The organism is Streptacidiphilus sp. MAP12-33, assembly GCF_041261265.1.
In the GTDB taxonomy this organism is placed as follows: Bacteria; Actinomycetota; Actinomycetes; order Streptomycetales; family Streptomycetaceae; genus Streptacidiphilus.
Window position 1 is genome coordinate 181,166 of record NZ_JBGCCA010000005.1, and the last position, 23,389, is coordinate 204,554.

At 74.1% G+C, this 23,389-nt stretch carries 15 protein-coding genes; 8 read left to right on the forward strand and 7 right to left on the reverse strand.

What is annotated here, in order from left to right; all coding sequences use genetic code 11:
- Window positions 1–29 precede the first annotated feature (29 nt).
- The 4 genes from ABH931_RS07875 to ABH931_RS07890 all read left to right on the forward strand — a co-directional run bounded on the left by ABH931_RS07875 (window position 30) and on the right by ABH931_RS07890 (window position 6,310).
- Window positions 30–974 carry a carbohydrate ABC transporter permease gene (locus ABH931_RS07875; protein ID WP_370111260.1) on the forward strand — a complete coding sequence of 315 codons (945 nt, stop codon included), beginning with the start codon at window positions 30–32 and terminating at the stop codon, window positions 972–974.
- 5 nt (window positions 975–979) lie between these two features.
- On the forward strand, window positions 980–1,870 hold the full coding sequence (locus tag ABH931_RS07880; RefSeq protein WP_370111261.1) for a carbohydrate ABC transporter permease: 891 nt from the start codon (window positions 980–982) through the stop codon (window positions 1,868–1,870).
- Between the two features lie 27 nt (window positions 1,871–1,897).
- A complete protein-coding gene (locus ABH931_RS07885; RefSeq protein ID WP_370111263.1) occupies window positions 1,898–4,516 on the forward strand; it encodes a discoidin domain-containing protein in 2,619 nt (872 codons plus the stop codon).
- Between the two features lie 102 nt (window positions 4,517–4,618).
- A complete protein-coding gene (locus ABH931_RS07890) occupies window positions 4,619–6,310 on the forward strand; it encodes an alpha-amylase family glycosyl hydrolase (RefSeq protein WP_370111265.1) in 1,692 nt (563 codons plus the stop codon).
- A gap of 11 nt (window positions 6,311–6,321) precedes the next feature.
- Here ABH931_RS07890 and ABH931_RS07895 read toward each other — a convergent pair whose 3' ends face one another.
- Window positions 6,322–7,398 (reverse strand): LacI family DNA-binding transcriptional regulator, encoded by a 1,077-nt coding sequence (locus tag ABH931_RS07895; RefSeq protein ID WP_370111267.1) that lies wholly within the window; start codon window positions 7,396–7,398, stop codon window positions 6,322–6,324.
- A 187-nt stretch (window positions 7,399–7,585) separates the two neighbouring features.
- Here ABH931_RS07895 and ABH931_RS07900 point away from each other — a divergent pair, with 187 nt between their 5' ends.
- Window positions 7,586–8,506: a hypothetical protein gene (locus tag ABH931_RS07900; protein ID WP_370111268.1), complete on the forward strand. Its 921-nt coding sequence runs from the start codon at window positions 7,586–7,588 to the stop codon at window positions 8,504–8,506.
- A gap of 52 nt (window positions 8,507–8,558) precedes the next feature.
- Here ABH931_RS07900 and ABH931_RS07905 read toward each other — a convergent pair whose 3' ends face one another.
- Entirely contained in the window at window positions 8,559–9,029 is a 471-nt protein-coding gene (locus ABH931_RS07905) for a PPOX class F420-dependent oxidoreductase (protein ID WP_370111269.1), read from the reverse strand.
- 127 nt (window positions 9,030–9,156) lie between these two features.
- On the opposite strand from ABH931_RS07905, the gene ABH931_RS07910 reads away from it, so the two are divergent.
- Both ABH931_RS07910 and ABH931_RS07915 read left to right on the forward strand, forming a co-directional pair.
- Window positions 9,157–9,969 carry a hypothetical protein gene (locus tag ABH931_RS07910; RefSeq protein ID WP_370111270.1) on the forward strand — a complete coding sequence of 271 codons (813 nt, stop codon included), beginning with the start codon at window positions 9,157–9,159 and terminating at the stop codon, window positions 9,967–9,969.
- A gap of 455 nt (window positions 9,970–10,424) precedes the next feature.
- Window positions 10,425–14,486 (forward strand): Pls/PosA family non-ribosomal peptide synthetase, encoded by a 4,062-nt coding sequence (locus ABH931_RS07915; RefSeq protein ID WP_370111272.1) that lies wholly within the window; start codon window positions 10,425–10,427, stop codon window positions 14,484–14,486.
- Window positions 14,487–14,804: 318 nt separating this feature from the next.
- Here ABH931_RS07915 and ABH931_RS07920 read toward each other — a convergent pair whose 3' ends face one another.
- On the reverse strand, window positions 14,805–16,424 hold the full coding sequence (locus ABH931_RS07920) for an amidohydrolase (protein ID WP_370111274.1): 1,620 nt from the start codon (window positions 16,422–16,424) through the stop codon (window positions 14,805–14,807).
- A gap of 120 nt (window positions 16,425–16,544) precedes the next feature.
- Between ABH931_RS07920 and ABH931_RS07925 the strand changes: the two genes are divergently transcribed.
- Entirely contained in the window at window positions 16,545–17,546 is a 1,002-nt protein-coding gene (locus ABH931_RS07925) for an Lrp/AsnC family transcriptional regulator (protein ID WP_370111276.1), read from the forward strand.
- Between the two features lie 29 nt (window positions 17,547–17,575).
- Here the strand turns inward: ABH931_RS07925 and ABH931_RS07930 are convergent, their stop codons facing one another.
- The 4 genes from ABH931_RS07930 to ABH931_RS07945 are packed head-to-tail and all read right to left on the reverse strand — an operon-like array spanning window position 17,576 to window position 23,327.
- Entirely contained in the window at window positions 17,576–19,768 is a 2,193-nt protein-coding gene (locus ABH931_RS07930) for a radical SAM protein (RefSeq protein WP_370111278.1), read from the reverse strand.
- Entirely contained in the window at window positions 19,765–21,171 is a 1,407-nt protein-coding gene (locus ABH931_RS07935; protein ID WP_370111279.1) for an MFS transporter, read from the reverse strand. The genes ABH931_RS07930 and ABH931_RS07935 overlap by 4 nt, the downstream gene beginning before the upstream one ends.
- Window positions 21,172–21,210: 39 nt before the next feature.
- The gene (locus ABH931_RS07940) at window positions 21,211–21,960 is read right to left on the reverse strand and encodes a flavoprotein (protein ID WP_370111281.1); all 750 of its coding nucleotides are present in this window, start codon (window positions 21,958–21,960) and stop codon (window positions 21,211–21,213) included.
- A complete protein-coding gene (locus ABH931_RS07945) occupies window positions 21,957–23,327 on the reverse strand; it encodes a radical SAM protein (protein ID WP_370111283.1) in 1,371 nt (456 codons plus the stop codon). Before ABH931_RS07945 ends, ABH931_RS07940 begins: the two co-directional genes overlap by 4 nt.
- Between the last annotated feature and the right edge of the window lie 62 nt (window positions 23,328–23,389).

The following is a 23,389-nucleotide window of genomic DNA, read 5'->3' on the forward strand; positions in this document are numbered from 1 at the left end:
CGGACGACGAGACGAGAGCCCCACCCACCATGGCGACGATCAACCTGACCCGCGCGGTGGCCCGCGACCTGCGGGCCGCCGACCCGGCCCGGCGCGGCGGCCTGCGCCGCAGGCTGCGGCGCAATGCCACCGCCTACCTGTTCCTGGCCGGCGCGGTCCTCTGCTTCGCGGTGTTCTCCTGGTATCCCATGATCCGCGAGGTGATCATGAGCTTCCAGTACACGAACTTCGCGGGTGACACCAAGTGGGTGGGGCTGCGCAACTACCAACGTGTGCTGCACGACCCGGACTTCTGGAGCGCCTGGCGCACCACGGGCCTGTTCACCCTGTTCGCGCTCGTCGTCGGCTACGCCGTGCCGTTCGCGCTCGCCGTGGTCCTCAACGAGATCCGGCACGCGCGTTCCTACTTCCGGCTGCTGGTCTACCTCCCGGTGATGATGCCGCCGGTGGCCGCCGCCTTCCTGTGGAAGTGGTTCTACACCCCGGACGACAGCGGCCTGTTCAACGCGGTCCTGCACGCCGTCGGCCTGCCGGGAGTGCAGTGGCTCCAGTCCTCGCACACCCTCGCCGTGCTCTGTCTGGTGCTCTTCTCCACCTGGATCAACATGGGTGGCACCGTCCTGGTCTACCTCGCCTCGCTCCAGGGCATCCCCGGCGAGCTCTACGAGGCCGCCGAGCTCGACGGCGCCGGTCTGCTGCGCCGCGTCTGGCACGTGACGGTGCCGCAGACCCGGCTGATCCTCTCGATGATGCTGCTGCTCCAGATCGTCGGCACCATGCAGGTCTTCCTGGAGCCGTACATCATCACCGGATCCGCGAACGACACCACCAGCGTCGTCTACCTGATCTACCAGTACGCCTTCAACTACGACAACTACGGCAGCGCCGCCGCACTGGGCGTGCTGTTGCTGCTCGTCCTGATCGCCTTCGCGGGCGGCTACCTGTGGCTGAGCCGCCGCGCCGAGGAGGAGTAGGCCCGATGTCCGCCTTCGTCACCCCGACGCGCACCCTGATCTCCCAGGCCCAGCTGGCCCGCCCGCTCGGCCGGACCGTCTACTGGACCGTCTTCTGGGTCCTGACCGCGCTGTTCGCCCTCGCCTTCCTCTTCCCGCTGTACTGGATGGTGAGCGGCGGATTCAAGACGCCGCAGCAGATCATCCAGACCCCGCCCTCGCTGCTGCCCACCTCCCCGGCGCCCGGCAACTTCGCCACCGCCTGGCGGGACATGGACCTGGGCCGGCTGATCCTCAACACCACCCTCTACGCGGGCGGCGCGCTCGCCTTCCAGCTCGTCTTCGACGTGGCCGCCGCCTATGCGCTGTCCAAGCTGCGGCCGGTGTTCGGCAACGGGGTGCTGTTCGCGATGCTCGCCACGCTGATGATCCCGACAACCGTCATCGTGCTGCCCGCCTACCTGACCGCCAACGACCTGCCGTTCACCCACTGGAGCCTGCTCAACACCCCGTGGGCGATCTGGCTCCCCTCGGTGGCCAACGCCTTCAACGTGTTCCTGCTGAAGCGCTTCTTCGACTCCATCCCCACCGAGCTGCTGGCGGCCGCCGCGATCGACGGGGCCGGGCCGCTGCGCACGCTCTGGTCGGTGGTGTTGCCGATGTCGCGGCCGATCCTCGGCGTGGTGTCGATCTTCGCGGTGGTCGGGGTCTGGAAGGACTTCCTGTGGCCGCTGCTGGTGCTCACCGACACCTCGACGCAGACGGTCAACGTGGGGATCAACCAGTTGCACGTCGGCGTCCCCGAGAACGTCTTCGTCGCCGCGCTCGCCATCGCCAGCGTGCCGACCATCGTGTTCTTCCTCTTCTTCCAGCGCAACATCATGGCCGGGCTCACCGCCGGCGCGATGAAGGGCTGATCCCCGAAGCCTCCGGAGCCGCATCCCATGACCTCCCGTAGCGCCGCGCGTCCGCGGCGCAGAACCGACCTGGCCGCGCTCGCCGCCCTGCTGCTCGCCGCGCCGCTGGCCGTCCTCCCCGCCGGGGCCGCCCACGCCGACGCACCCCGCCCCGACGCGGTCGGCGCCGCCGTCCCGTTCGTCGAGCAGAACGCGGCCACCAGCCCGCACGCCCGCACCAACGGCATCGTCCTCGGCCCCGACTACCGCTACGGCACGCTCGCGAGCGAGGCCACCGGCCGCGCCGCCGTCCAGCTCGTCGGGCAGGGCGCATACGTGAGCTTCACCCTCACCCGGCCGGCCAACGCCGTCGACTTCCACTACGCGCTGCCGGACTCGCTCCACGGGGGCGGGATCGACGCACCGCTCTCGCTCTACGTCGACGGCAGGGCCGAGACCGCGCTCCAGCTGACCTCCCAGTTCAGCTGGCTCTACGGGAACTACCCGTTCAGCAACAACCCCAGCGTCGGCAAGCCCGACGGCCAGGTGCCGCACGACTTCTACGACGATGCCCGCTACCGCTTCGGCCGCACCCTGCCCGCCGGGACGGTCGTCACGCTGCGCGTCGACCCGGGCGACAACGCCCCCTGGTATGTCGTCAACACCGCCGACTTCGAGCAGGTCGCGCCCCCGACGGCCAGGCCCGGCGGCTATCTCGACGCCACCGCCCTCGGCGTCGACGCCACCGGCGCGACCGACACCACCGCCGCGCTCCAGGAGGCCATCGACACCGCCTCCGCCGCCGGGCGCGGCCTCTACCTGCCGCCGGGCACCTACACCCTCAGCGCCCCGCTCAACGTCGACCACGTCACCATCGCCGGTGCGGGGGAGTGGTACACCGTCCTGACCGGCCACAACGTCTCCTTCGCGGGCAAGCAGAACCCGCCCAGCAGCGAGGTGGACATCTCCGGGCTGGCGATCTTCGGCAATGTCGACGTCCGCGACGACAGCAACAGCGCCGACACCGGCTTCAACGGCGGCTTCAGCGACTCGCGGATCTCCCACGTCTGGATCCAGAACGAGAAGGCCGGCGCCTGGATCATCGGCCCCAGCACCGGCCTGACCCTGGACCACCTGCGCATCCAGGACACCACCGCCGACGGGATCAACCTCAACGCCGCCGACGGCCCGGTCACCCACACCCTGATCACGCAGAACTTCCTGCGCAACACCGGCGACGACGGCCTGGCCCTGTGGTCGGAGAACTACGGCGACACCCAGGACGCGCTGGTCCACAACACCGTCGACTCACCGGGCCTGGCCAACAACATCGGCGTCTACGGCTCCGGCGCGGACGACGTCATCAGCGGCAACCTGCTCCAGGACACCGTCACCCGGGGCGGCGGCATCGGCATCGGGCAGCGCTTCGGCTCCGTCCCGATGAGCGGCCCGCTGCTGGTCACCGGCAACCGGCTGGTCCGCACCGGCCAGTGGGACCCGGGCTGGGACTACGGTGTCGGTGCGATCTGGTTCGACCCGCAGCAGGGCGACATGACCGCGCCCGTCGAGATCCGCGGCAACGACATCGTCGACAGCCCGTACTCCGCGTTCATGTTCCAGAACTCGAACGCCTACGTCGGCGCCGCCGTCACCACGCCGCCCAGCGCCGGCCACGTCGTCAGCAACGTCCGGATCGACGACAACCACGTCGACGGCGTCGGCAGCTACGTCTTCCAGGACCAGGCCCCGGGCTCGGTCACCGTCTCCGGCACGCGGGCGACCCGCGTCGGCCTCGCCGGGGTGTTCAGCTGCGGCGCGGGGTTCGCGCTCAAGGACGCGGGCGGCAACGGCGGCTGGAAGTCCACCACCTGCGGGCTGCCCGCGAGCTCCCCGCTGTGGGCCTACCCCGGCACGACGACGTTCGAGGCCGCGACCGTCGGGCAGGCCACACCCGCCCAGAGGGTCGTCGTCATGAACACCGGCGCGACCGCCGCCGCGCTCGGCGGCGCGGTGACGAGCCCCGGCTTCACCGTCACCGCCGACCCCGCTCACCCGTGCGGGCCGACGCTCGACGCCGCCGACCCGACCGACACGGCCGCCTGGTGCGTGCTCGACGTCGCGTTCACGGCGCAGCACGAGGGCGTCACCGAGGGCACGCTCACCCTCCCCGCCACCCAGGGCGGTTCGGCGACGGCCGTCCGGCTGGTCGGCAGCACCGACCCGCTCGGCGGCGACGGCGGCGTGGCGCCGCCCAGCAACCTCGCGCTGAACGCGACGCTGACCGCCGGCAGCGAGCTGCCCGGCTTCCCCGCGTCCAACGCCAACGACGGCAACAGCGGCTCCTACTGGGAGAGTCAGGACAACGCCGGCTGGCCGCAGACCCTCACCGCCGACCTCGGCACCGCCCAGCAGGAGCGCAGCGTCGTGCTGACCCTGCCGCCCAACTGGGGTGCCCGCACCCAGACCCTGGCCGTGCTCGGCTCCTCCGACGGCAGCACCTGGAGCACCCTGGTGCCCACCGCCGACCACGTCTTCGACCCGGCCGGCGCCAACACCGTCACGCTGGCCCTGCCCGCAGGGACCAGCGAGCGCTACCTCCAGGTGGTCGTGACCGGCAACACCGGCTGGCCCGCCGCCCAGCTCTCCGAGTTCGAGATCTTCGACTGATCCCGGGAGCCCCTCCCCCCTGACCGGTGTCCGGGAGCGCGCACCTGACGCGCGCTCCCGGACACCCGCCCGCCCGTCTCCCTCGCCGAGGAGTACCCGCTCATGACTCTCCGTGCACGCACAGCAGGCCACGCCGCCACGACCCGGGCCGACCCCGGCCATCCCGCGAGCGCGCCCGCGTGGTGGCGTGACGCCGTGATCTACCAGGTCTACGTCCGCTCCTTCGCCGACGCCGACGGCGACGGGGTCGGCGACCTCGCCGGGGTCCGCGCCAAGCTGCCCTACCTCGCCGAACTCGGCGTCGACGCGCTCTGGTTCAACCCCTGGTACGCCTCCCCGATGGCCGACGCCGGCTACGACGTCGCCGACTACCGCCGGATCGACCCCGCCTTCGGCACCCTCGCCGAGGCGGAGGCGCTGATCACCGAGGCCCACGCGCTCGGCATGCGGATCATCGTCGACATCGTCCCCAACCACGTCTCCGACCGGCACGCCTGGTTCGAGGAGGCCCGCGCCGCCGCGCCCGGCTCCGCCGCCCGCGCCCGGTTCTGGTTCCGTCCCGGCCGCGGCGAGAACGGCGAACTGCCGCCCAACGACTGGGCGTCCGAGTTCGGCGGCCCGGCCTGGACGCGCCTGCCCGACGGGGAGTGGTACCTGCACCTGTTCGCCGCCGAGCAGCCCGACCTCAACTGGAACAGCGCCGAGGTCGCGGAGGAACTGGAGGCCGTGCTGCGGTTCTGGTTCGACCGGGGCATCGACGGCGTGCGGATCGACTCCGCCACCATGCCGGCCAAGGACCCGGCACTGCCCTCCTTCGGCCCCGACCACACCAAAGCGCAGCCGCCGCAGCCACACCCGTTCGTGGACCGCGACGAGGTGCACGAGATCTACCGGCGCTGGCGCAAGGTCGCCGACTCCTACCCCGAGCCGAAGGCGCTCATCGGCGAGGTCTGGCTGGCCGACCCCGAACGGCTGGCTGCCTACCTGCGCGCCGACGAGATGCACTCCGCGTTCAACTTCGACTACCTCAACTGCCCCTGGGACGCGGACCGGCTGCGCACCGTCATCGACGGCACCCTCGCCGCGCACGCGCCCGTCGGCGCGGCGCCCACCTGGGTCCTCTCCAACCATGACGTCACCCGCCACGTCACCCGCTACGGCCGCGCCGACAGCGCGATGGGCCGCAGTCCCGCCCAGCACGGCGCCCCGACCGACCTGGCCCTCGGCACCCGCCGGGCCCGCGCCGCGCTGCTGCTCAACCTGGCTCTGCCCGGCTCCTGCTACCTCTACCAGGGCGAGGAGTTCGGCCTGTGGGAGGTGCGCGACATCCCCGACGCCGCCCGCCAGGACCCGTTCTTCTTCCGCAGCGCGGGCGAGGACATCGGCCGCGACGGCTGCCGCGTCCCGCTCCCGTGGGCAGGGCAGGCCCCGCCGTTCGGCTTCAGCCCGGCGGGCGCGAGCGGTGCGCCGTGGCTGCCGCAGCCGTCCGCCTGGGCGGGGCTGACGGCGCGGGCCCAGGAGGGCGTGCCGGATTCGATGCTGACCCTCTACCGCACGGCGCTGCGCGCGCGGCGGGCCGAACCGGCCCTGCACCGGGAGGAGTTCGCCTGGTCGCCGGAGGCCGGTGCCCAGGTGCTGGACTTCCGGCGCGGCGCGTCGTTCCGCTGCGTGGTCAACCTCGGCGACACGGAGCTCCCGCTGCCGCAGGGCGCCGATGTCCTGCTCGCCGGCGGCCCGCTGGCAGGGGGCGGGACGGCGCTCCCGCCGGACACGGCCGTCTGGCTCCGGGCCTGACGTCGCAGGGCTCAGACGCGGGTCAACCGGGCTCCCTCCGGGAGGCGGCCGCCCGGCGCCCGAGGGGGTGCGGTGGAGCCGCGGACGACCAGTTCCGGCTCGTGGAGCAGTTCCTTGGGCGTCGGTGCGCCGCCGTCGATCTGACCCAGCAGCAGTTGCACGGCGGCGCGCGCCATCGCGTCGATCGGCTGGCGCAGTGTCGTCAGTGGCGGGTCGGTGTAGTTCATGAACGCCGAGTCGTCGTAGCCGACGACCGAGACGTCGTGCGGAACCTCCAGCCCGAGCCGCCTGGCGGCCCGCGCCGCACCGAGGGCCAGGATGTCGCTGCCGCAGACGAGCGCGGTCGCGCCCGTCGCCAGCAACTCGTGCGCGGCGGCCTGGCCGCCCTCGAAGGAGAAGAGCGCGTGGCCGATCCGCCCGCGCGGGTCGGTCCCGGTCCGGGCACACAGGCGGCCGAACGCCTCGGCCTTGCGCCGCGAGGGCATGTGCTCCGCCGGGCCGACCAGCAGGCTGATCCGCCGGTGCCCGAGCGCCCACAGGTGCGCGAACGCCTGCTCCACGGCCGCGTGGTCGTCGGTGGAGACCTGCGGGAAGCCGAGCTTGGACCCGTGCACGGGGTCGACCAGCAGCGTCGGCGGCAGCGCGGAGAAGTCCACGGCGGCGTTGAGCAGGACCACCGGCACGCCGCGTCCGAGCAACTGCCCGTACTCCTGTGTGCTGAGCCCTCCGCAGAACACCACGCCGGAGACCTGCTGGTCCAGCAGCATCGTGACGTACTCCGCCTCGGTCAGTCCGCCCGCGGTCCGGGTGCACAGCACGGGCGTGAAGCCCAACTGCACCAGCGCTCCGCCGACGCCCTCAGCCAGCGCCGGGAAGATCGGGTTCTGCAGCTCGGGCACCACCAGCCCGACCAACCGGGCCCGCACACCCCGCAACTGGGTAGGGCGTTCGTACCCCAGCACGTCGATGGCGGTCAGCACCGCCTGCCGGGTGGCGTCCGAGACACCGGTGCGTCCGTTGAGCACCCGGCTCACCGTGGCCTGGCTGACTCCCACCTTCTTTGCGACCTCTGCAAGTCTGCGCGTCATGGGACGCATACTTGCGAAGCCTCCGTCATTTGCATACAGCAGACAGTGACTTTCGCTGGATTCTCCAGGTCTTGCGCACCTGTTTCGTCGTCGCGCGCAAGCGGGTGACACCGTGCGTCGTCCGCCCGGACGGTCGGCGTCTGGCGCGCCTGGGGCCGGGAGGAGAGGATGGCATCACTCGGGGGACATGGGGGACGGGATGATCGGGCTGCTGCGCGCCAGGCTCGCGCGCCGGGCGGGAGCGTCGAGGAGCTGGCTCCGGCCGGTGCGGTGGATCTGGCGGCTGCCGGAACGCGGGCTGCCGGACGCGCTGCGGCTGCGACTGCTGAGCCGGTGGATCGCCTGGCGCACGGCGGCGGTCCTCGTCCTGCTGTGGCCGCTGACCGGGGCGTCCTGGCCCGTCTGGCCCGCGCTCGCGTTGCCGCTGCTCGACCTCGTGCTGTGGCTGACCGTGCTGCCCGAGCCGTTGCGCCTCGCGGTGCGCACGGCGGGGCTCGGCGAGGAGATCCGGCGCATGAACGCGCACTCCCTGCCGCGCTACGCGCTCGGCTTCGACCCGGACCGGGGCCGCAACGGGCGCATCCCGGCACGGGACTCGGAGCCCGCGCCGACGCACTTCGGCGAACCGCTCGGCGTCTTCCCGACCCGGCTGCCGCCGCCGCAGGCGCCGTCGGACCGCCGGCCGGTGACCCCGGCCACCCCCTGGACCGGGAACGGGCGCGCCGCGTCCGAGGTGAAGTGGACGGGACACTCGCTGGTCCTGTCCGGCGCCACGGGCGCCCTCGTCCAGGTCAACCTCGAACAGCCCGGACACGACGCGGGGTCACGACTGGCGGCCCGCCCCACCGAGCTGGTGTGGCTCAAGGAGCACCGCGTGGGCGAGTACCGGGACGAGTTCTCCATCCTGCTCCTGGACGCGACGGGCCGGCGGCTGGCCACGATGGCCGCGACCGGCTTCGACGAGCAGTACATCCGCCGGATCGCCGCCGCGGCACGACTGGACTGGAACGCCTACGAGGTGGCTCTGCCCCGGGAGCTCCCGGGGCGCGGTCTCGTCCACCGGATGTTCCCGCCGCGCCGCGGCCACGTGTGGGTCCGCGGCCTCTGAGTGCCCGGTCACGGCCGTTGCGGGACGGCCCGATCCGGGTCCCGGCCCGCGGTCAGGCGAGGCGGGCGGGGAAGCCGCCGGTGGCGATCGGGCCCCAGCGCACGGGCGTGATGCGCAGCAGCGCCTTGCCCTGCTTCACCATGGCTTCGCGGTACTCCGCCCAGTCCGGGTGCTCGCCCGAGATGGTGCGGAAGTACTCGACGAAGGCGTCGAGCGCGACCGGCCCCTCGACGGCGTCCAGCACCTCGGCGTGGCCGTCCACCTGCACCCAGGCCCCGTCCCACGCGTCGGAGAGCACCAGGACGCTGACGCGCGGACGGGAGCGGGCGTTGCGTGCCTTCGCGCGCTCGGGGTAGGTGGAGATGACGATCCGGCCGGAGTCGTCGACCCCGCCGGCCACGGGGGACGCCTGCGGCGCCCCGTCGGAGCGTTCGGTCAGCAGGATCATTCGGTGGCGGGGGCGGACGAAGGCCAGGAGGTCGTCCAGGTCGACGCTGGTGCTGGTCGCGATGGTGCGTGTCATCGGCTCTTCTCCTCGTGGGGGATCGCCGCCCACGTTAGTGCGCCCGATCGCGGGTCCGCTCTCGACCCGCGGGCCGCAAAGGAGTTGGTGGCAACCGGGCGGGGGCGCGCGGGCGTCGTTCACGGGTGTGACGGAGCCGACGGAACGACCTGCCGCCCTGACCGTGGACTTCTCCCCGTGCGAGCCGGCCGGGACCGTGCGCGGGTGTGCGCTGGTCCGTGTCCGTGTCCATGGGCCGCAGGACGGGAGCGGGGCGGTGCTGCGGCTGCGCCGCTTTCTGCCGCGGCTGACCCTGCTGCGCTGCCGTGACCTCGCCGCGGACGGTTCGCCGCTCGGGCCCGAACGCGACGCGCTGGAGCCGGCCGACGCCGCCGTACGGACCGTCGAGCTGCCACTGGACGCGCCGCCCGGCGCGGACGTCCGGGAGTACCGCCTGGAGTGGGAGCTCGTTCCCGCCGACCATCCCACCATCGGTGTGGAGGGCGCCGAACTGCTGCTGTTCCGGGCGACGCTCCTGGGCCGCGACGCCGACGGTGACGAAGAGACCCGGGAGCAGCGGAACATCACCGTCGAGTGGTTGGACCTCGACAGCCTGGTGCGCCACCACAGCGGCAGCCCGCGTACCCCGGCGCCGCTGCGTGAGGCGCTCCGGACGCTGCTGCGCGCCGAGGTGAAGAACCTGCCGAAGTGCGACCGGTGCCGCATGCGTCCCGAGCTCGACCGGCTGCTCGCGGCGGACCTGGTCTGGGAGCACTCCGCGGGGCCCGGGCAGGGGGAGATCCGCCGGCTGGTCATGGCACGGGAGTTGGCCGGCATCCCGCAGCAGGACGTGTTCCTGCGGTGGCATCAGCATCACGCACACGAGGACCTCGCCGAGGAGCTCGACGCGGCCCGCGCGCGGCACCGGGCCCGCCTGGCGGCCTACGCCGCCCCCAAGTGACCTCCGCCCGCCCCCGGTCGTTGAAAGATGTGCGGCTGGGGGAGATTTCTGGGATTTTCCTGGAAGTCCGGTGGGAAGAGGCTGAGATGGTGCGGCAATGGCACGACCTGCGGCGTTCGATCCCGAAAACTTGGTGCATGGCACCAACTGTCCTGCTCTTCGCCATGGCGGCCCCGACGTCGGCCCAGGCCGGGTACTCGGCTTCTCCCATGTGCGCGGCCTCTCTCATAGGGCCGGGGCTCGACATCTCCATAGCCGTTCGGTAGCCGCTCCAGGCCCACCCGGCGCCCCCACGCGGATCTCGCCCCACGCCTTCGGGAAGGCGGCCGTCCCACCCGTTCCCGGACCGGCGGCTGAGTCGCGTTCTCACGTCACCTTCCGTCAGATCGTCTGATCTGTCGCGTCCTACGGCCGTTTCGCACCCCGGCCGTCGTACCTCTCGTCCAAGGACCACCATGACGCTCACCCCTGCCCGGACGCATGCCCTGACGCCGTTGACGCTGACCGCCGGCCCACCGCCCGCCTGCTGGAGCGCCGGGCCGCCGTCGCCGCCCGCCACGCTGCTGGACCTGTTCGACGCGGCCCTCTGCGCCGCGCCGACGGCGCCCGCGCTGGACGCGGGCGGCGTGGTGCTGGACTACGCGGGGCTGCGCACGGCCGCCGAGACGCTGGCCGCCGCGCTCACCGCGCGGGGCGTCGGCCCCGGCGACCGCGTGGGCGTGCGGGTGCCGTCCGGGACGGCGGACCTGTACGTGGCCGTTCTCGGCGTGCTCCACGCGGGCGCCGCCTACGTCCCCGTCGACGTCGACGACCCCGACGAGCGGGCCGCGATGGTGTGGCAGGACGCGGACGTCTGCGCGGTGGTCGGTCCGGAGTTCCGCGTCGCGGACGGACCCGGGACACCGAGGCGGCGCACCGGCCCGCCGCTGCCGACCGACGACGCCTGGGTCATCTTCACCTCCGGGACCACCGGCCGCCCCAAGGGCGTCGCGGTCACCCACCGCAGCGCCGCCGCCTTCGTCGAGGCGGAGGCGCGGCTGTTCCTCACGCACGCGCCGCTCGGTCCCGGTGACCGGGTGCTGGCGGGGCTGTCGGTGGCGTTCGACGCCTCCTGCGAGGAGATGTGGCTCGCCTGGGCCCACGGCGCCTGCCTCGTCCCGGCGCCGCGTTCGCTGGTCAAGGCCGGGACGGAGCTCGGCCCGTGGCTGGTCGAGCGGGCGATCAGCGTGGTGTCCACCGTGCCGACGCTCGCCGCGCTGTGGCCGGTGGACGCACTGGACGGCGTCCGCCTGCTGATCCTCGGCGGCGAGGCCTGCCCCGCCGAGCTGGTGGAGCGGCTGGACGCGCCGGGGCGCGAGGTGTGGAACACCTACGGGCCCACCGAGACCACGGTGGTGGCCTGCGCCGCGCGCCTGCGGGCCGGGCAGCCGGTCCGGATCGGGCTGCCTCTGGCCGGCTGGGAGCTGGCGGTCGTCGACACGGAGGGACGCGCGGTCCCCTGGGGCGGCACCGGGGAGCTGCTCATCGCGGGCGTCGGCACCGCGCGCTACCTCGACCCGGAGAAGGACGCCGCGAAGTTCCGCCCCCATCCGGCGCTGCCCGGCCAACGCGTCTACCGCAGCGGCGACCTGGTCCGGGCCGACCCGGAGGGCCTCGTCTTCGTCGGGCGCGCCGACGACCAGGTCAAGCTCGGCGGGCGCCGGATCGAGCTGGGCGAGGTCGAGGCCGCGCTGCTGGCCCTGCCCGGCGTCCGCGCGGCGGCCGCGTCGGTGAAGCACACCGAGGCGGGCGGTCAGGCGCTGGTCGGCTACCTCGTCCTGGACGACCCCGCGGCGGCCTTCGACCGCGCGGATCTGCGACGCCGCCTCCTGGACGCCCTTCCTGCGGCGCTGGTGCCGGTGCTCGCGGTCCTGCCCGAGCTGCCCACCAGGACCTCGGGCAAGGTCGACCGCGCCGCACTGCCCTGGCCGCTGCCCACAGCCGACGCCCCACCGGACGCGGCATCCAGATCCGGGGCGGCGCTCACCGGCACGGCCCAGTGGCTGGCCGGGCAGTGGCAGCAGCTGCTCGGCGTCCCCGTCGACGCCGACAGCGACTTCTTCGCCCTCGGCGGCAGCAGCCTCGGCGCCGCCCGGCTCGTCTCCGCCCTGCGCGACCGCTACCCGGGCATCGGCGTCGCCGACCTGTACCGGCGACCGGGCCTGACGGAGTTCGCCGCGCGCCTGGACGAGGTCTGCGCGCCGACCGGGGAGCGGCGGGAGGTCCGTCCCACCCCGCGCCGCGTCGCCGCCTACCAGGCGGTGGTGCTGACGGTGCTGTCGCTCGTCACCGGCCTGCGCTGGGTGCTCGCGCTCGCCGTGCTCGACGACCTGGTGGGCCCGACGCCGTGGACCGTGCACACCTCCTGGTGGCTGATCGGCGCCGGATGGCTGCTGCTCGGCAGCTCGCCCGGCCGGGCCGCGATCGGCGCCGTCGGCGCGCGGGCGCTCACCGCCCGGCTGCGGCCCGGCAGCCATCCGCGTGGGGGCTCGGTGCACCTGCGGCTGTGGACGGCCGAACGCGTCGCGGCGAGCTTCAACATCGCCTCCGTGCTGGGCACCCCCATGGCCGCCCGCTACGCCCGGCTGCTCGGCTGCCGCGTCGGCGCCCACGTCGACCTGCACGCCATGCCGCCCGTCACCGGCCTCGCCACCTTCGACGAGGGCTGCTCGGTGGAGCAGGAGGCCGACCTGGCCGGCTGGTGGCTCGACGGCGACGTGCTGCACCTGGGCACCGTCCGGGTCGGCGCCGGAGCGCGGGTCGGGACCCGCGCCATGCTGATGCCGGGCGCGGACATCGGCGCGGGCGCCGACGTCGCGCCGGGCAGCTGCGTCAACGGTGCCGTCCCCGCCCGGCAGCGCGTGCACGGTTCCCCGGCCCGGCTCGACCGGTCGCCGCAGGCACAGCCGTGGCCCGCCGCGCACCACCGCCGCTCCCTGCGCTGGAACGCCGCCTACGCACTCGCGCTGCCCGTGTTCCAGCTGCTGCCGCTGCTCGCGGCGGCCCCGGCGCTGTGGGTGCTCTACCTGGCGGTCCGGCACACGGCCGACCTCGGCCGGGTCCTCATGACGGTGCTGGCGCTCAGCGTGCCGATGGTGCTGGTCACCGTGCCGCTCTACGCGCTGCTCCTGGCCGCCACCGTCCGCGTCCTGTCGCGTCCGCTCGTGCCCGGCCTCCACCCCGCGCACGGCAGGGTCGCCTGGTGCGCCTGGCTGGTGCACCGCCTCATGGACGCGACCCGACGCGGCCTCTTCCCCCTCTACGCGAGCCTGCTGACGCCCGCGTGGCTGCGCCTGCTCGGCGCCACGGTGGGCCGCCAGGTCGAGGCCTCGACGGTGCTCGCCCTGCCCGGCCTGGTCCGCGTCGACGACCAGGCCTTCCTCGCCGACGACACGCTGCTCGCGCCCTTCGAGGTCCGGGGCGGCTGGTTGCGGCTGGGCACCGCGACCGTGGGCCGGCGCGCGTTCGTCGGCAACTCGGCCATCGTGGGCCCGGGCCGGGGCCTGGCCGACGACGCACTGGTGGGCGTGCTCTCGGACGCGCCGCCGCTCGCCGAGGCCCGCGGCTCCTGGCTCGGCCGCCCCGGCTTCCCGATGCAGCGCAGCCCCGAGCAGGCGGACACGGCCCGCACCTACGACCCGCCGCGCCGGCTGGTGGCGGCCCGCGCGGCCGTGGAGCTGTGCCGGCTCCTCCCGGTGCTGCTCAGCGCGCTGCTCGGCGACCTCGCCGTGCTGACGCTCCAGAAGGTTCTCGACACCTACGGACTGGCGGTCTGCGCGCTGGCCACCGGGGCCGTCCTGATGGCGCTGGGAACGATCGCCTGCCTGCTGACCACGGCGGCCAAGTGGCTGCTGGTCGGGCGGTTCCGCGCCGGGCAGCAGCCGCTGTGGAGCTCCTTCGTGTGGCGCAACGAGCTGTTCGACACCTTCGTCGAGGTGCTGGCCATGCCGTGGCTGGGCAGCTCGCTGATCGGCACCCCCTTCCTCGCGCTCTGGCTGCGCAGCCTGGGTGCCCGGATCGGCCGGGGCGTGTGGTGCGAGACGCACTGGCTGCCCGAGACCGACCTGGTCGCCATCGGCGACGGCGCGTCCGTCAACCGCGGCGTCGTCCTGCAGACGCACCTCTTCCACGACCGGCTGATGCGGATGGACGGCGTCACGCTCGGCGCCGGCGCGACCGTCGGCCCGCACGCCATCGCCCTGCCGGGCTCGCGGCTGGGCGAGGGCACGGTGGTCGGCCCCTCCTCGCTGGTCATGCGCGGCGAGACCGTCCCGGCTCACGGACGCTGGCTCGGCAACCCCGTCGCTCCGTGGCGGGAGCCCGGCGCCGACCATGCGCCGGCCCCGACGGCAGCCGTGCGGCCGACGCTCACCACGGGCTGGTGCCGGTTCCCGTCCGGTCCGACGGCGGGAGTTCCGGTGGGACCGCCCAGCGCCCGCCGGGCGCGCGCGGCCCGCGGGCGCACCCGCCCGTCCTGACCCCGCCCGTCCTGACCCCGCCGTCCTGGCCCCGGCCGAGCGACCCCGTCCGTCCTGACCTGGGCCGAGCGGCCCCGCCCGTCCGGACCCCGGCCGAGCTGACCCAGGCCGAGCGACCCCGGCCGAGCTGACCCAGGCCGAGCGACCCCGGCCGTCCTGACCTGGGCCGAGCGGCCCCGCCCGTCCGGACCCCGGCCGAGCTGACCCAGGCCGAGCGACCCCGGCCGTCCTGACCTGGGCCGAGCGGCCCCGCCCGTCCGGACCCCGGCCGAGCGACCCCGCCCGTCCGGGCCCCGAGCGGCGTGCCTTGAGCCGGGCTCAGCGCGCGTCGGTGGAGGCGACCAGGCGGCCGCCGACGAAGGTGTGGGTGGGCATCAGGTCGCGCAGGGCCTCGCCGGAGCAGTGGGCCGGGTCCCGGTCCCAGACGGTGAGGTCGGCGAGGCGGCCGGGGGTCAGGACGCCGCGCAGGTGCTCCTCGCCGAGCAGCCGGGCGGCGTTGGCGGTGTGCAGGGTCAGGGCCTCGGCGTAGCCGATGGCGTGCTCGGGGCCCTTGACGCCGATGACGGTCTGGCGGGTGGTCAGACCCCAGACCGAGCGCATGGCGCCGAACTGGCCGACGGGGAAGTCCGAACCCGCGCTGACCTGTGCACCGAGGTCGATCCAGCCCCGAGCGGGGAAGAGCCGGGCGACCCGCTCGGGCCCCCAGAAGCCCTCCTCCACCTCGGCGGTGTCGTGCAGCAGCGGCTGCTGGATGGTGACCGGGATGCCCAGGGCGACGGCGCGGGCCTGCTGTTCGGGACCGGCCAGCCCGCCGTGCTCCATCACCAGCGTGCCGGCCGGCAGGCCGGGGTTGCGCTCCAGCACGCGCTCGTACACGTCCAGCAGGGTGCGGACCGCACGGTCGCCGTACGCGTGCGTGCCGACCCTCCAACCACGCCGGACCACCGCCTCGACCGCCTCCACCAGCGCCTGCGACTCCCAGGCGATCATCCCGGAGTAGGAGTGGTCGCAGGCGTACGGCTCCTCGGTGGCCCCGGCCTCCAGACCGCCGTCCAGGCCGAACTTCACGCCCCACACCGACAGCCAGGGGTCGGCGCTGTCGCGCCACTGCTCCATGACGTCGAGCAGGTCCTCCACCTGGGCCGCGCAGGTGAGGCCGAGGGCCGAGATCAGCGTCCGCACGCGGGTGCCGAGTGCTCCCGACTCGCGGGCCGCCAGGAACACCGCGTAGTCCTCGGGGGTGACCGCGCAGTCCCGGACGGTCCCGATGCCGGTGGCGGCGTAGGCGTGGCTGGCCAGACGCACGCCCTCGACGCGCTGGTTCCGGTCGGGGGCCGGGACCAGACGTTCCACCAGGTGCTGGGCGTTGTCCAGCAGCCTGCCGTTCAGCCTGCCGTCGGCGTCACGACCGATGGTGCCGCCCGGCGGCTCGGGGGTGTCCTGCGTGATGCCCGCCAGTCGCAGCGCGTAGCTGTTGACCACGTCGTTGTGCCCGCCGCGCTTGACCAGGACCGGGTGCCGGTCGGTGGCCTCGTCGAGCTCGGCCGCGGTGGGCATGCGGCGCTCGGCCAGGTTGAGTTCCTGCCAGTTGGTGGTGGTGCGGATCCACTCGCCCGCAGGGGTGACGGCGGCCCGCTGCCGGATCAGGTCGAGCAGCTCGGGGATGGTGCGGGCCCGGTGGACGGGCACGTCATGGGCGCCGAGCGCAGCGAAGACCAGATGGGTGTGGGTGTCGTCGAAGGCCGGGAGCACGGTGGCGCCGGGCAGGTCGAGCACCTGCGTCGCGGCGCCGACGAGGTGGTCCAGCCCGTCCGGCGCGGCGGACACGGCGGCGACGCGGCCGCCGCGCACGGCCAGGGCGCGCTGCGCCGCCTGACCGGGTACCAGGCTGTGGACCGCTCCCGCACGGATCAGCAGGTCGGCTCCGCGATCGGTCATCGTCTTCTCCCTCGGATCGGAGGTGCACCTTGGTGACGAGTCCGTTGTAGGGGCATCGCGGTGATCGGGCGCCACAGTCAGAGCCCAGGCGCAGATTGTGCGCCACGGGAGCGGCGTAGCATGCAGATCATGAGACAGGCGCTCGACGAGACCGACCAGCGGATCGCGGCCGGGCTGGTCGCCGCGCCGCGTGTCTCCTGGCGCGAGCTGGCCCGCTGCCTCGGCCTGGCCGAGCGCACCGTGGTGCGCCGCGTGGGCCCGCTCTACGCCGACGGCACCCTGCGGGCGACCGTCGTGCGCAACCCGGCGCGGTTCCCGCACCTGGTTCCCCTGGTCCTGCGGATCCGCGTCCGGCCGAACAGGATCCGTCAGGTCGCCCAGGCGTTGGCCCGGCGGGGCGACACCGTCTGGGTGGACATCCTCGGCGGGGGCGACGAGATCTCCACGGTCTTCTTCCTGGAGGGCGCCGACGCCCGCAACACCCTGCTGCTGCGCGATCTGCCCGCCACGGACGCCGTCGGCTCCTGGACCGCCCACACCCTGCTGCGCGTCTTCCCGACGGCGTTCCGCTGGACCGCCGGTCTCCTCTCACCGGCCGAACTGGCCGAACTGGCCGCACTCGCCCCCGACTCCGAGCCGCACGCGCCGCGGTCGCCGCACGCGCCGCTGACGCCGTACGCGCCGCTGGCCGCCGACGCCGCGCTGATCGCCGCGCTCGCCGAGGACGGTCGGGCCACCTACGCCGACCTGGCCCGCAGGGCCGGCACCACGGCGCTCAGCGCCCGCCACCGCCTGGAAGCCCTGGTCCAGGGCCAGGTGCTGCGCCTGGCCACCGAACTCGACCTCGCCCTGCTCGGCGCGCAGACCGAGGCACTGCTGTGGCTCTCGGTCCGCCCGGGCGCGCTGGAGGAGACCGGCCGCAGCCTGAGCACCCACCCGCAGGTTCGTTTCTGCGCCGCCACCACCGGCCCGGCCAACCTGGTCGTCGCCGTCGCCGCCGCGAACCTCGACGCCCTCTACACCTTCCTGACCGAGTCGCTCGGCCCGCTGGCGGCGGTCACGGCCATCGAGGTCACCCCGCTGCTGGCGTCGGTCAAGCGCACCGGTCTGGTGCGCCACTGACCCACGCCCCGGTCTCGCGGTGGCGCGAGTCAGCCGCGGGCGCGGGCCGCCAGCATCAGGCGCAGCGCCTGATGCAGGGGGCTCTCGCCGTCCAGGTCGAGGCCGTCCGGGGCCTCGATCAGGGTGCCGTTCGTCAGCACCAGGACGGCGGAGCGTCCGCGGACGGCCGAGCCGGGGGCGGCCAGCCACGGCGCGAAGTCGCCCGAGGTGGAGGGGAGGTCCTCCCTGGTGCGGCGGATCACCTCGGCGAAGAACGCGTCGAGGTCGGTCAGCGTGCCGATCGACGCGAAGGGCAGGGAGACGGTCCGCTCCCGGACCAGGCGCACGCGCGGTTCCTCCCCGGGCTCGACCTCAGGCAGCAACCCGCGTCCGTGGCGGCCGTAGGAGAGCATGCTGTGCGCGGAGTCGATGCCGCCGGTGAAGGGGCGGTCGAACTCGGCGCGGCGCGTGCGCGTCACGTATTCCTGCGGGATGCGCGGGTCTGCGCCGTCCGGCCAGTGGGTCTCGCCGCTGTGCGGGTCGCGCCAGGGCAGGTAGCGGTGGATGTCGTCGGAGCGTGACGGCGGGAGCACCTCGATGCCGAAGCGTTCCGGCTCCTTGGCGACGATGGAGCCGGGCGTGAGCGAGAACAGGCCGATCCCCGCCGTCGTCCACAGCTCCTCGTGCTCGTGCAGGAACTCGTAGGTGGTGAGCGCCTCCTGGGCCGTCTCCGTCGGGAAGCCGGTGAAGCCCATCATCTGGGCGGCCACCCCGCTGTCCGCCAGCTCCTTGAGCACGGCCGGCACGTTGGCGATGCGCACCCCCTTGTCGATCAGGTCCAGGATGCGCTGCGCCCCCGACTCGTAGCCGAAGGAGACCGCCACGCACCCGGCGTCGGCCAGCGCCTGACCGACGGCCCGCTCCGGGAAGGTCCGTTCCAGCCGCAGCTCCGCGGCCCACCGCAGGTCCAGGCCGGACTCGGCCAGCGCCGCGCTCAGGCGGCGCAGGTAGCGCGGGGACATGGCGTCGACGGCGAAGTAGACGTAGCGGCCGAACCGGCGTGCCTCCGTCAGGTCCGCCAGCACGGAGGGGATCGGGCGTTCGCGGGAGGGGGAGGTGGGCCGGTCGGTGTTGAGCCCGTAGTCGCAGAAGGTGCACTTGTTCCAGTAGCAGCCGCGCGTCGGGCTGTAGAGGAGCACCGGTTCGGGGGACCAGTAACGCGGCCAGTCCCACACGTCGTAGGCCGGTCCGGGCGGGGTGGCCACGCTGCCGTAGACCACGGGGGTGTCGTCGTGGTCCCGGCTCATCACGCCGGCGAGGCCGGTGAGTGGGCGCCCGTCGCGGACGGCGTCGAGGATGCCGACGATAGCCGCCTCGCCCTCGCCCGGCACCACCAGGTCCGCGTCCCGCAGCACCTGCCACAGGCGGTCGCGGTCCCCGGTGTACTTGACCAGGTCGCCGATCTCGGTGCCGCCGAGGACGACGACGACCCGCGGCAGCACGGTGCGCACCAGCCGGGCCATGCGCAGCGCGACCGGCAGCTGGGCGGTGTAGCTGACCGAGAAGCCCACCACCTCCCAGGGCTGGTCCAGGAGTTGGGGCCGGAAGACCTCCTCGAGCCAGCCCGCGAAGGGACGGGCCACGGCGTCGATCACCTCCGGGTCGGCCAGGTCGGCCGTACTGCACAGGTTGACGCCCGCCTTGCCGCGCAGCGAGAAGCCGTCCAGCACGCCCACGGGCGTGTCGAGCGACAGCAGGTCCAGCCAGCGGCCGACGACGGCGACGGCCTGGGCGTAGGTGGGCGGGTGGTGGAAGAGCTCGGGGTCCTGGAAGATGCGCAGGGCCTCCTGCGCGGCGTTCGCCTCGAGTCCCTCGGCGGCCAGGCAGAGCCGGTAGCGGATCTCGTCGAGCCGGGACGGCGCCGGCAGCGACTCGACCTCGGCCCGCAGCCGTCGTGCCGCCTCCAGCCTGGCGCCGAAACGGGCGGGCGCGGCGAGGTACTCGAAGGCGTCCAGATTGGCGTCCACGCAGCGGCAGCGCGTGTGGCCCGCGGCGCGGGCGGCGCCGACGAGGTAGGGAATGGAGTGGTAGGGCGCGGTGGGATCGGTGACCGGCGGGCTGACGAGCAGGTAGGGCACCTCGCGTGCGGCGGGCCCGGCTTCGGCCTCGCGACCGGGCTCAGCGCCGGGTTCGGCGCCAGGTTCGGAGCCGGGCCGGCGGCCGAGCGGAACGAAGACACTCATCCCTGGGACTCCTGACTCCTCGGAACGGTCCTGTGCGGCCGGGGCACGGGCTCGGCCGGTGGCGCCTCGACGTCCTTGACGTTCGCGACGTCCCTGACGTCCACCGCGTCCACCGCGTCCACCGCGTCTGCGAAGGTCTGGCCGGGGCGGTGGTCGCGGAAGGCCCGCTGGGTCAGCGCGGTCAGCACGGCGACGGCGATGGCGGCCCCCGCGATCGGGAAGAACGGCGCCGGGCCGAGCCTGCGCACTCCGAACCCGGCCAGCGCGACGGAGACCGGGAAGGTCCCCATGACGGCCAGCATCACCAGGCTCATCACCCGGCCCGTCAGCGACGGCGGCGTCCAGGTCTGCAGCATGGTCACCGCGACGATGTTCTGCCAGCCGCTCGCGACGCTGTACAGGGCGATGGCTGCCGCGGCGCCCGGCAGCCCGCCCGCGTACGGGACGGCGGCCAGGGCGATCCCCATCACCACCGCGAGCACCGCGAACAGCCGCGCGGGGGCCCGGTCCTGACGGGCCCGGGTGGCGATCATCGATCCGGCCAGACCGCCGAGGCTCAGGCAGGTGAGCAGCACGCCGTACCCGCCCGCACCCAGCCGCTCGTGGGCGAGCCCGGGCAGCGCGACCTCGATGGTGCCGTTGAAGGCGAGGTTGGCCACCAGTGCGACGGCGAGCACCACGTGCAGCAGCCGTCCGTGCCGCAGCAGGGAGGCGAAGGACGGGCCCGCCGATGGCGCGGCGGTGGCCTCGGGGGTGGCCTCGGGGGTGCGCGCCGCCTCGGGACGGGCCGTGCGCAGGCGCAGCAGGGCGAGGGCGGAGACGGCGAAGGAGCCGGCGTCCAGGGCCAGGGCCGGAGTGGCGCCGAACGCGGCGACCAGCGCACCGCCCGCCGTCGGACCGAGCACGCCGCCGACCTGGTTCGCCATCGTCGACAGGGCGTTGCCCCGGCGCAGTTCGTCCTGGCCGAGCAACGCCGGCAGCAGGGTGTAGGACGCCGGCAGGAACAGGCCCGAGCAGGCGCCCAGCACCACCGCGATCGGCGCCAGCCAGGCCAGCTGCGGTGCGGTGGACGCGGCCAGCGCGGCGAGGACGGCGGTGGCCGCGGCGCGGGCGGCGTCGGCCAGCAGCATCACCCGGCGCCCGCCGTAGCGGTCGGCGAGGACCCCGCCCAGCGGGATGGTGAGCACCCGGGGGACGCCGTAGCAGGCCAGCACCGTCCCCAGCAGGACGGGGCCGCCCGGGCCGGAGAGCAGCAGCCAGGGCAGGGCGACCGCGAAGCAGTAGTCGCCCAGCGTGGAGCTGAACTGACCGGCCAGCAGCAGCCGGAATCCGGGCACCGCCCACGGCCCGCCACGTGCGGCGCGGACGGCGCGCTCGCGCCGGGGGCGACCTGGGTGGGGCACGGGTCCTCCTTCGACGACGGGGCGTGAGGGCAGCGCGGTTCAGCCTTCCCGGCCGGGTGCGGGCCGGGCCGCGCCCACCGCGCCGACCGGCGCGGGGCCGACCGGCCCGCCGCGGGCCTGCCTGCCAGCGGTGGCCGACGGTGGCGCGCCGGACCACGCTCCGGCGGCAGCGTCGCCGTCCCGGCGTGCTCCAGGCGGTGGCGGCGTGGCAAGGCCGCCGGCCTCGGTCGCGCCGAGCGGGTCCAGCGGGAGGCGGAGGAACTCGTCCACCACCGCGCGGACCGCCGTCGGGGTCGGCAGCCCGCAGTTCTCCTGGACGTCCTGGGTGGCCACCTGCCAGGCCGGGCCGAGCACGGGTTCCATCACCACGTGCCCGTCCGCGCGCAGGCGCGCGACGTTGCGGCGGACGGCCGGGTGCCGCCACATGTGGCGGTTCATCGCCGGGAAGAACAGGACGGGGCGCTCGTGGGCGAGCAGGACCGAGCTGAGCAGCCCCGAGGCGAGCCCGCCCGCGGCCTGGCCGAGGATGTTGGCCGTGGCCGGGAGCACGACCAGCCGGTCCGCCCAGCCGGCCAGCGACACATGGCTGGTGGTCAGCTCGTCGCGGCCGTCGCACAGGACGTCGGGGCAGAGCAGCCCCAGGGTGGCAGGGGGCATGAGCGCGGCGGCCGAGCGGGTCATCACGATCCGGATCTCCGGGCCACCGTCGCCGGCCAGGGCGATCAGGTGCTGTGGCAGAGCGAGGATGTTGGCGGAACCGCAGACGCCGAGCAGCAACCGGCCGCTCATCGGGCCCCTTCCGGCGCCGGGGTGGCCGCCACCGGTTCCAGGCCGCACCGCCGCGCCAGCAGGTCGAACCGGCCCTGGATGTTGAACTTGTAGGCCGGGCAGGGTGGGTGGCCCTCGTGCCAGGCCTTCGGGCAGGAGCCGCCGCAGGTCGGCATGAAGACGCAGTCGGTGCACCAGGAGCGGCCGTTGGCGATGTCGTCGTGCCACCCGTCGAAGGGGCCGAGCGGGCGGCCGGGCTCCGGGCCCAGCTGGTCCAGCCGGATCAGCGCCCGGTGCTGTTCCGCCTCCTCCACCAGCGGGTACTCGCTGCAGGAGAAGACGTTGCCGGTGCTGCTGATGATCTCCGCCGAGGTGGTGACGGCGGGGCAGACGACCCGCTTGGGCGTGTGCGGGAGCAACTGCGCGTTCAGGGCGTGGTCCTGGAGCAGTCGCAGCCACTCCAGCTCCCGCTCGGCGAAGGCCTTCCCGGGCAGTTCCACGGAGGAGACGTCGTTTCCCCACGAATGGACGGCGGCCAGGGTGAAGGAGACGTCGGCGCGCGCGAATCCCTCGCCGGCCATCGTCTCCAGGTATTCGGGAATGCTTTCCTGGTTCTCCGCGTCCACATTGGTGCGGAAGTTCACGTGGGTCGTGCAGCCGGGTGTGTCCAGGGCGGCCTTCACCGTGTCGACGATGTGCCGGAAGGAGTTCCGGCCGTTCTTGAGCGGACGGTGCCGGTCGTGCACGGCCGCCGGTCCGTCGAGGGTTATCTCGAAGTGGGTCACGCCGCAGTCGCGGACCAGGGTCAGCATCTTCGCGACGGTGAGCAGTGAGCCGTTCGTGACGAGTACGGACGTGTACGAAACATCGTGCTCCGTGGCGGCCGCCACGAACTGCGGGGCCAGGCTGCGGATCACGGCGTAGCCGGCCATCGGCTCCGCGCCGAACCAGTCCAGGCGCAGGCTGCGGGTGGTCGGCGCGGCGATCGCGCGCAGCACCCGGTCACGGACCCGGTCGCGGTGGTCGCGGCCGAGGCCCCCGCGGGTGTGGCGCTGGCCGCAGTAGGTGCAGCCCATGTTGCAGTAGGAGGTGGGCAGCAGGGCGATGTGGACGGCCGAACGGTCGGCGGAAGCGCGCCGGTTGCGGTCCAGCACCGCACCGCGCTCGTCCTCCCCGGCCGGCACCAGGATGCGCTGCTCGCGCAGTGGCTGTCGCCAGGCGGTCGGCACCGCGTCGGCGTCGCGGCGGGCGAGGGCGTCGGCGGTGGCCGGATCGACGACCATGGTGTGGGCGGTCCTGGTGCCGTAGAGCAGGCGCACCGGCATGCCGCCGCCCGGGTCGGCGTAGGTGCGGTCGCTGACCACCAGGTACCGGCTCACCTTGTCCATCCGGGCCTCCCGGCCGTTCGCGGTCCGTCGTGCCCGGGGAGCCCCGGGCACGACTGGGGTTC

Bases quoted from the DNA above. Each gene is read 5' to 3' on its own strand.
- ABH931_RS07875 (WP_370111260.1), top strand. From the start codon at position 30: ATGGCGACGATCAACCTGACCCGCGCGGTGGCCCGCGACCTGCGGGCC.
- ABH931_RS07880 (WP_370111261.1), top strand. From the start codon at position 980: ATGTCCGCCTTCGTCACCCCGACGCGCACCCTGATCTCCCAGGCCCAG.
- ABH931_RS07885 (WP_370111263.1), top strand. From the start codon at position 1,898: ATGACCTCCCGTAGCGCCGCGCGTCCGCGGCGCAGAACCGACCTGGCC.
- ABH931_RS07890 (WP_370111265.1), top strand. From the start codon at position 4,619: ATGACTCTCCGTGCACGCACAGCAGGCCACGCCGCCACGACCCGGGCC.
- ABH931_RS07895 (WP_370111267.1), bottom strand. From the start codon at position 7,398: ATGACGCGCAGACTTGCAGAGGTCGCAAAGAAGGTGGGAGTCAGCCAG.
- ABH931_RS07900 (WP_370111268.1), top strand. From the start codon at position 7,586: ATGGGGGACGGGATGATCGGGCTGCTGCGCGCCAGGCTCGCGCGCCGG.
- ABH931_RS07905 (WP_370111269.1), bottom strand. From the start codon at position 9,029: ATGACACGCACCATCGCGACCAGCACCAGCGTCGACCTGGACGACCTC.
- ABH931_RS07915 (WP_370111272.1), top strand. From the start codon at position 10,425: ATGACGCTCACCCCTGCCCGGACGCATGCCCTGACGCCGTTGACGCTG.
- ABH931_RS07920 (WP_370111274.1), bottom strand. From the start codon at position 16,424: ATGACCGATCGCGGAGCCGACCTGCTGATCCGTGCGGGAGCGGTCCAC.
- ABH931_RS07925 (WP_370111276.1), top strand. From the start codon at position 16,545: ATGCAGATCATGAGACAGGCGCTCGACGAGACCGACCAGCGGATCGCG.
- ABH931_RS07930 (WP_370111278.1), bottom strand. From the start codon at position 19,768: ATGAGTGTCTTCGTTCCGCTCGGCCGCCGGCCCGGCTCCGAACCTGGC.
- ABH931_RS07940 (WP_370111281.1), bottom strand. From the start codon at position 21,960: ATGAGCGGCCGGTTGCTGCTCGGCGTCTGCGGTTCCGCCAACATCCTC.
- ABH931_RS07945 (WP_370111283.1), bottom strand. From the start codon at position 23,327: ATGGACAAGGTGAGCCGGTACCTGGTGGTCAGCGACCGCACCTACGCC.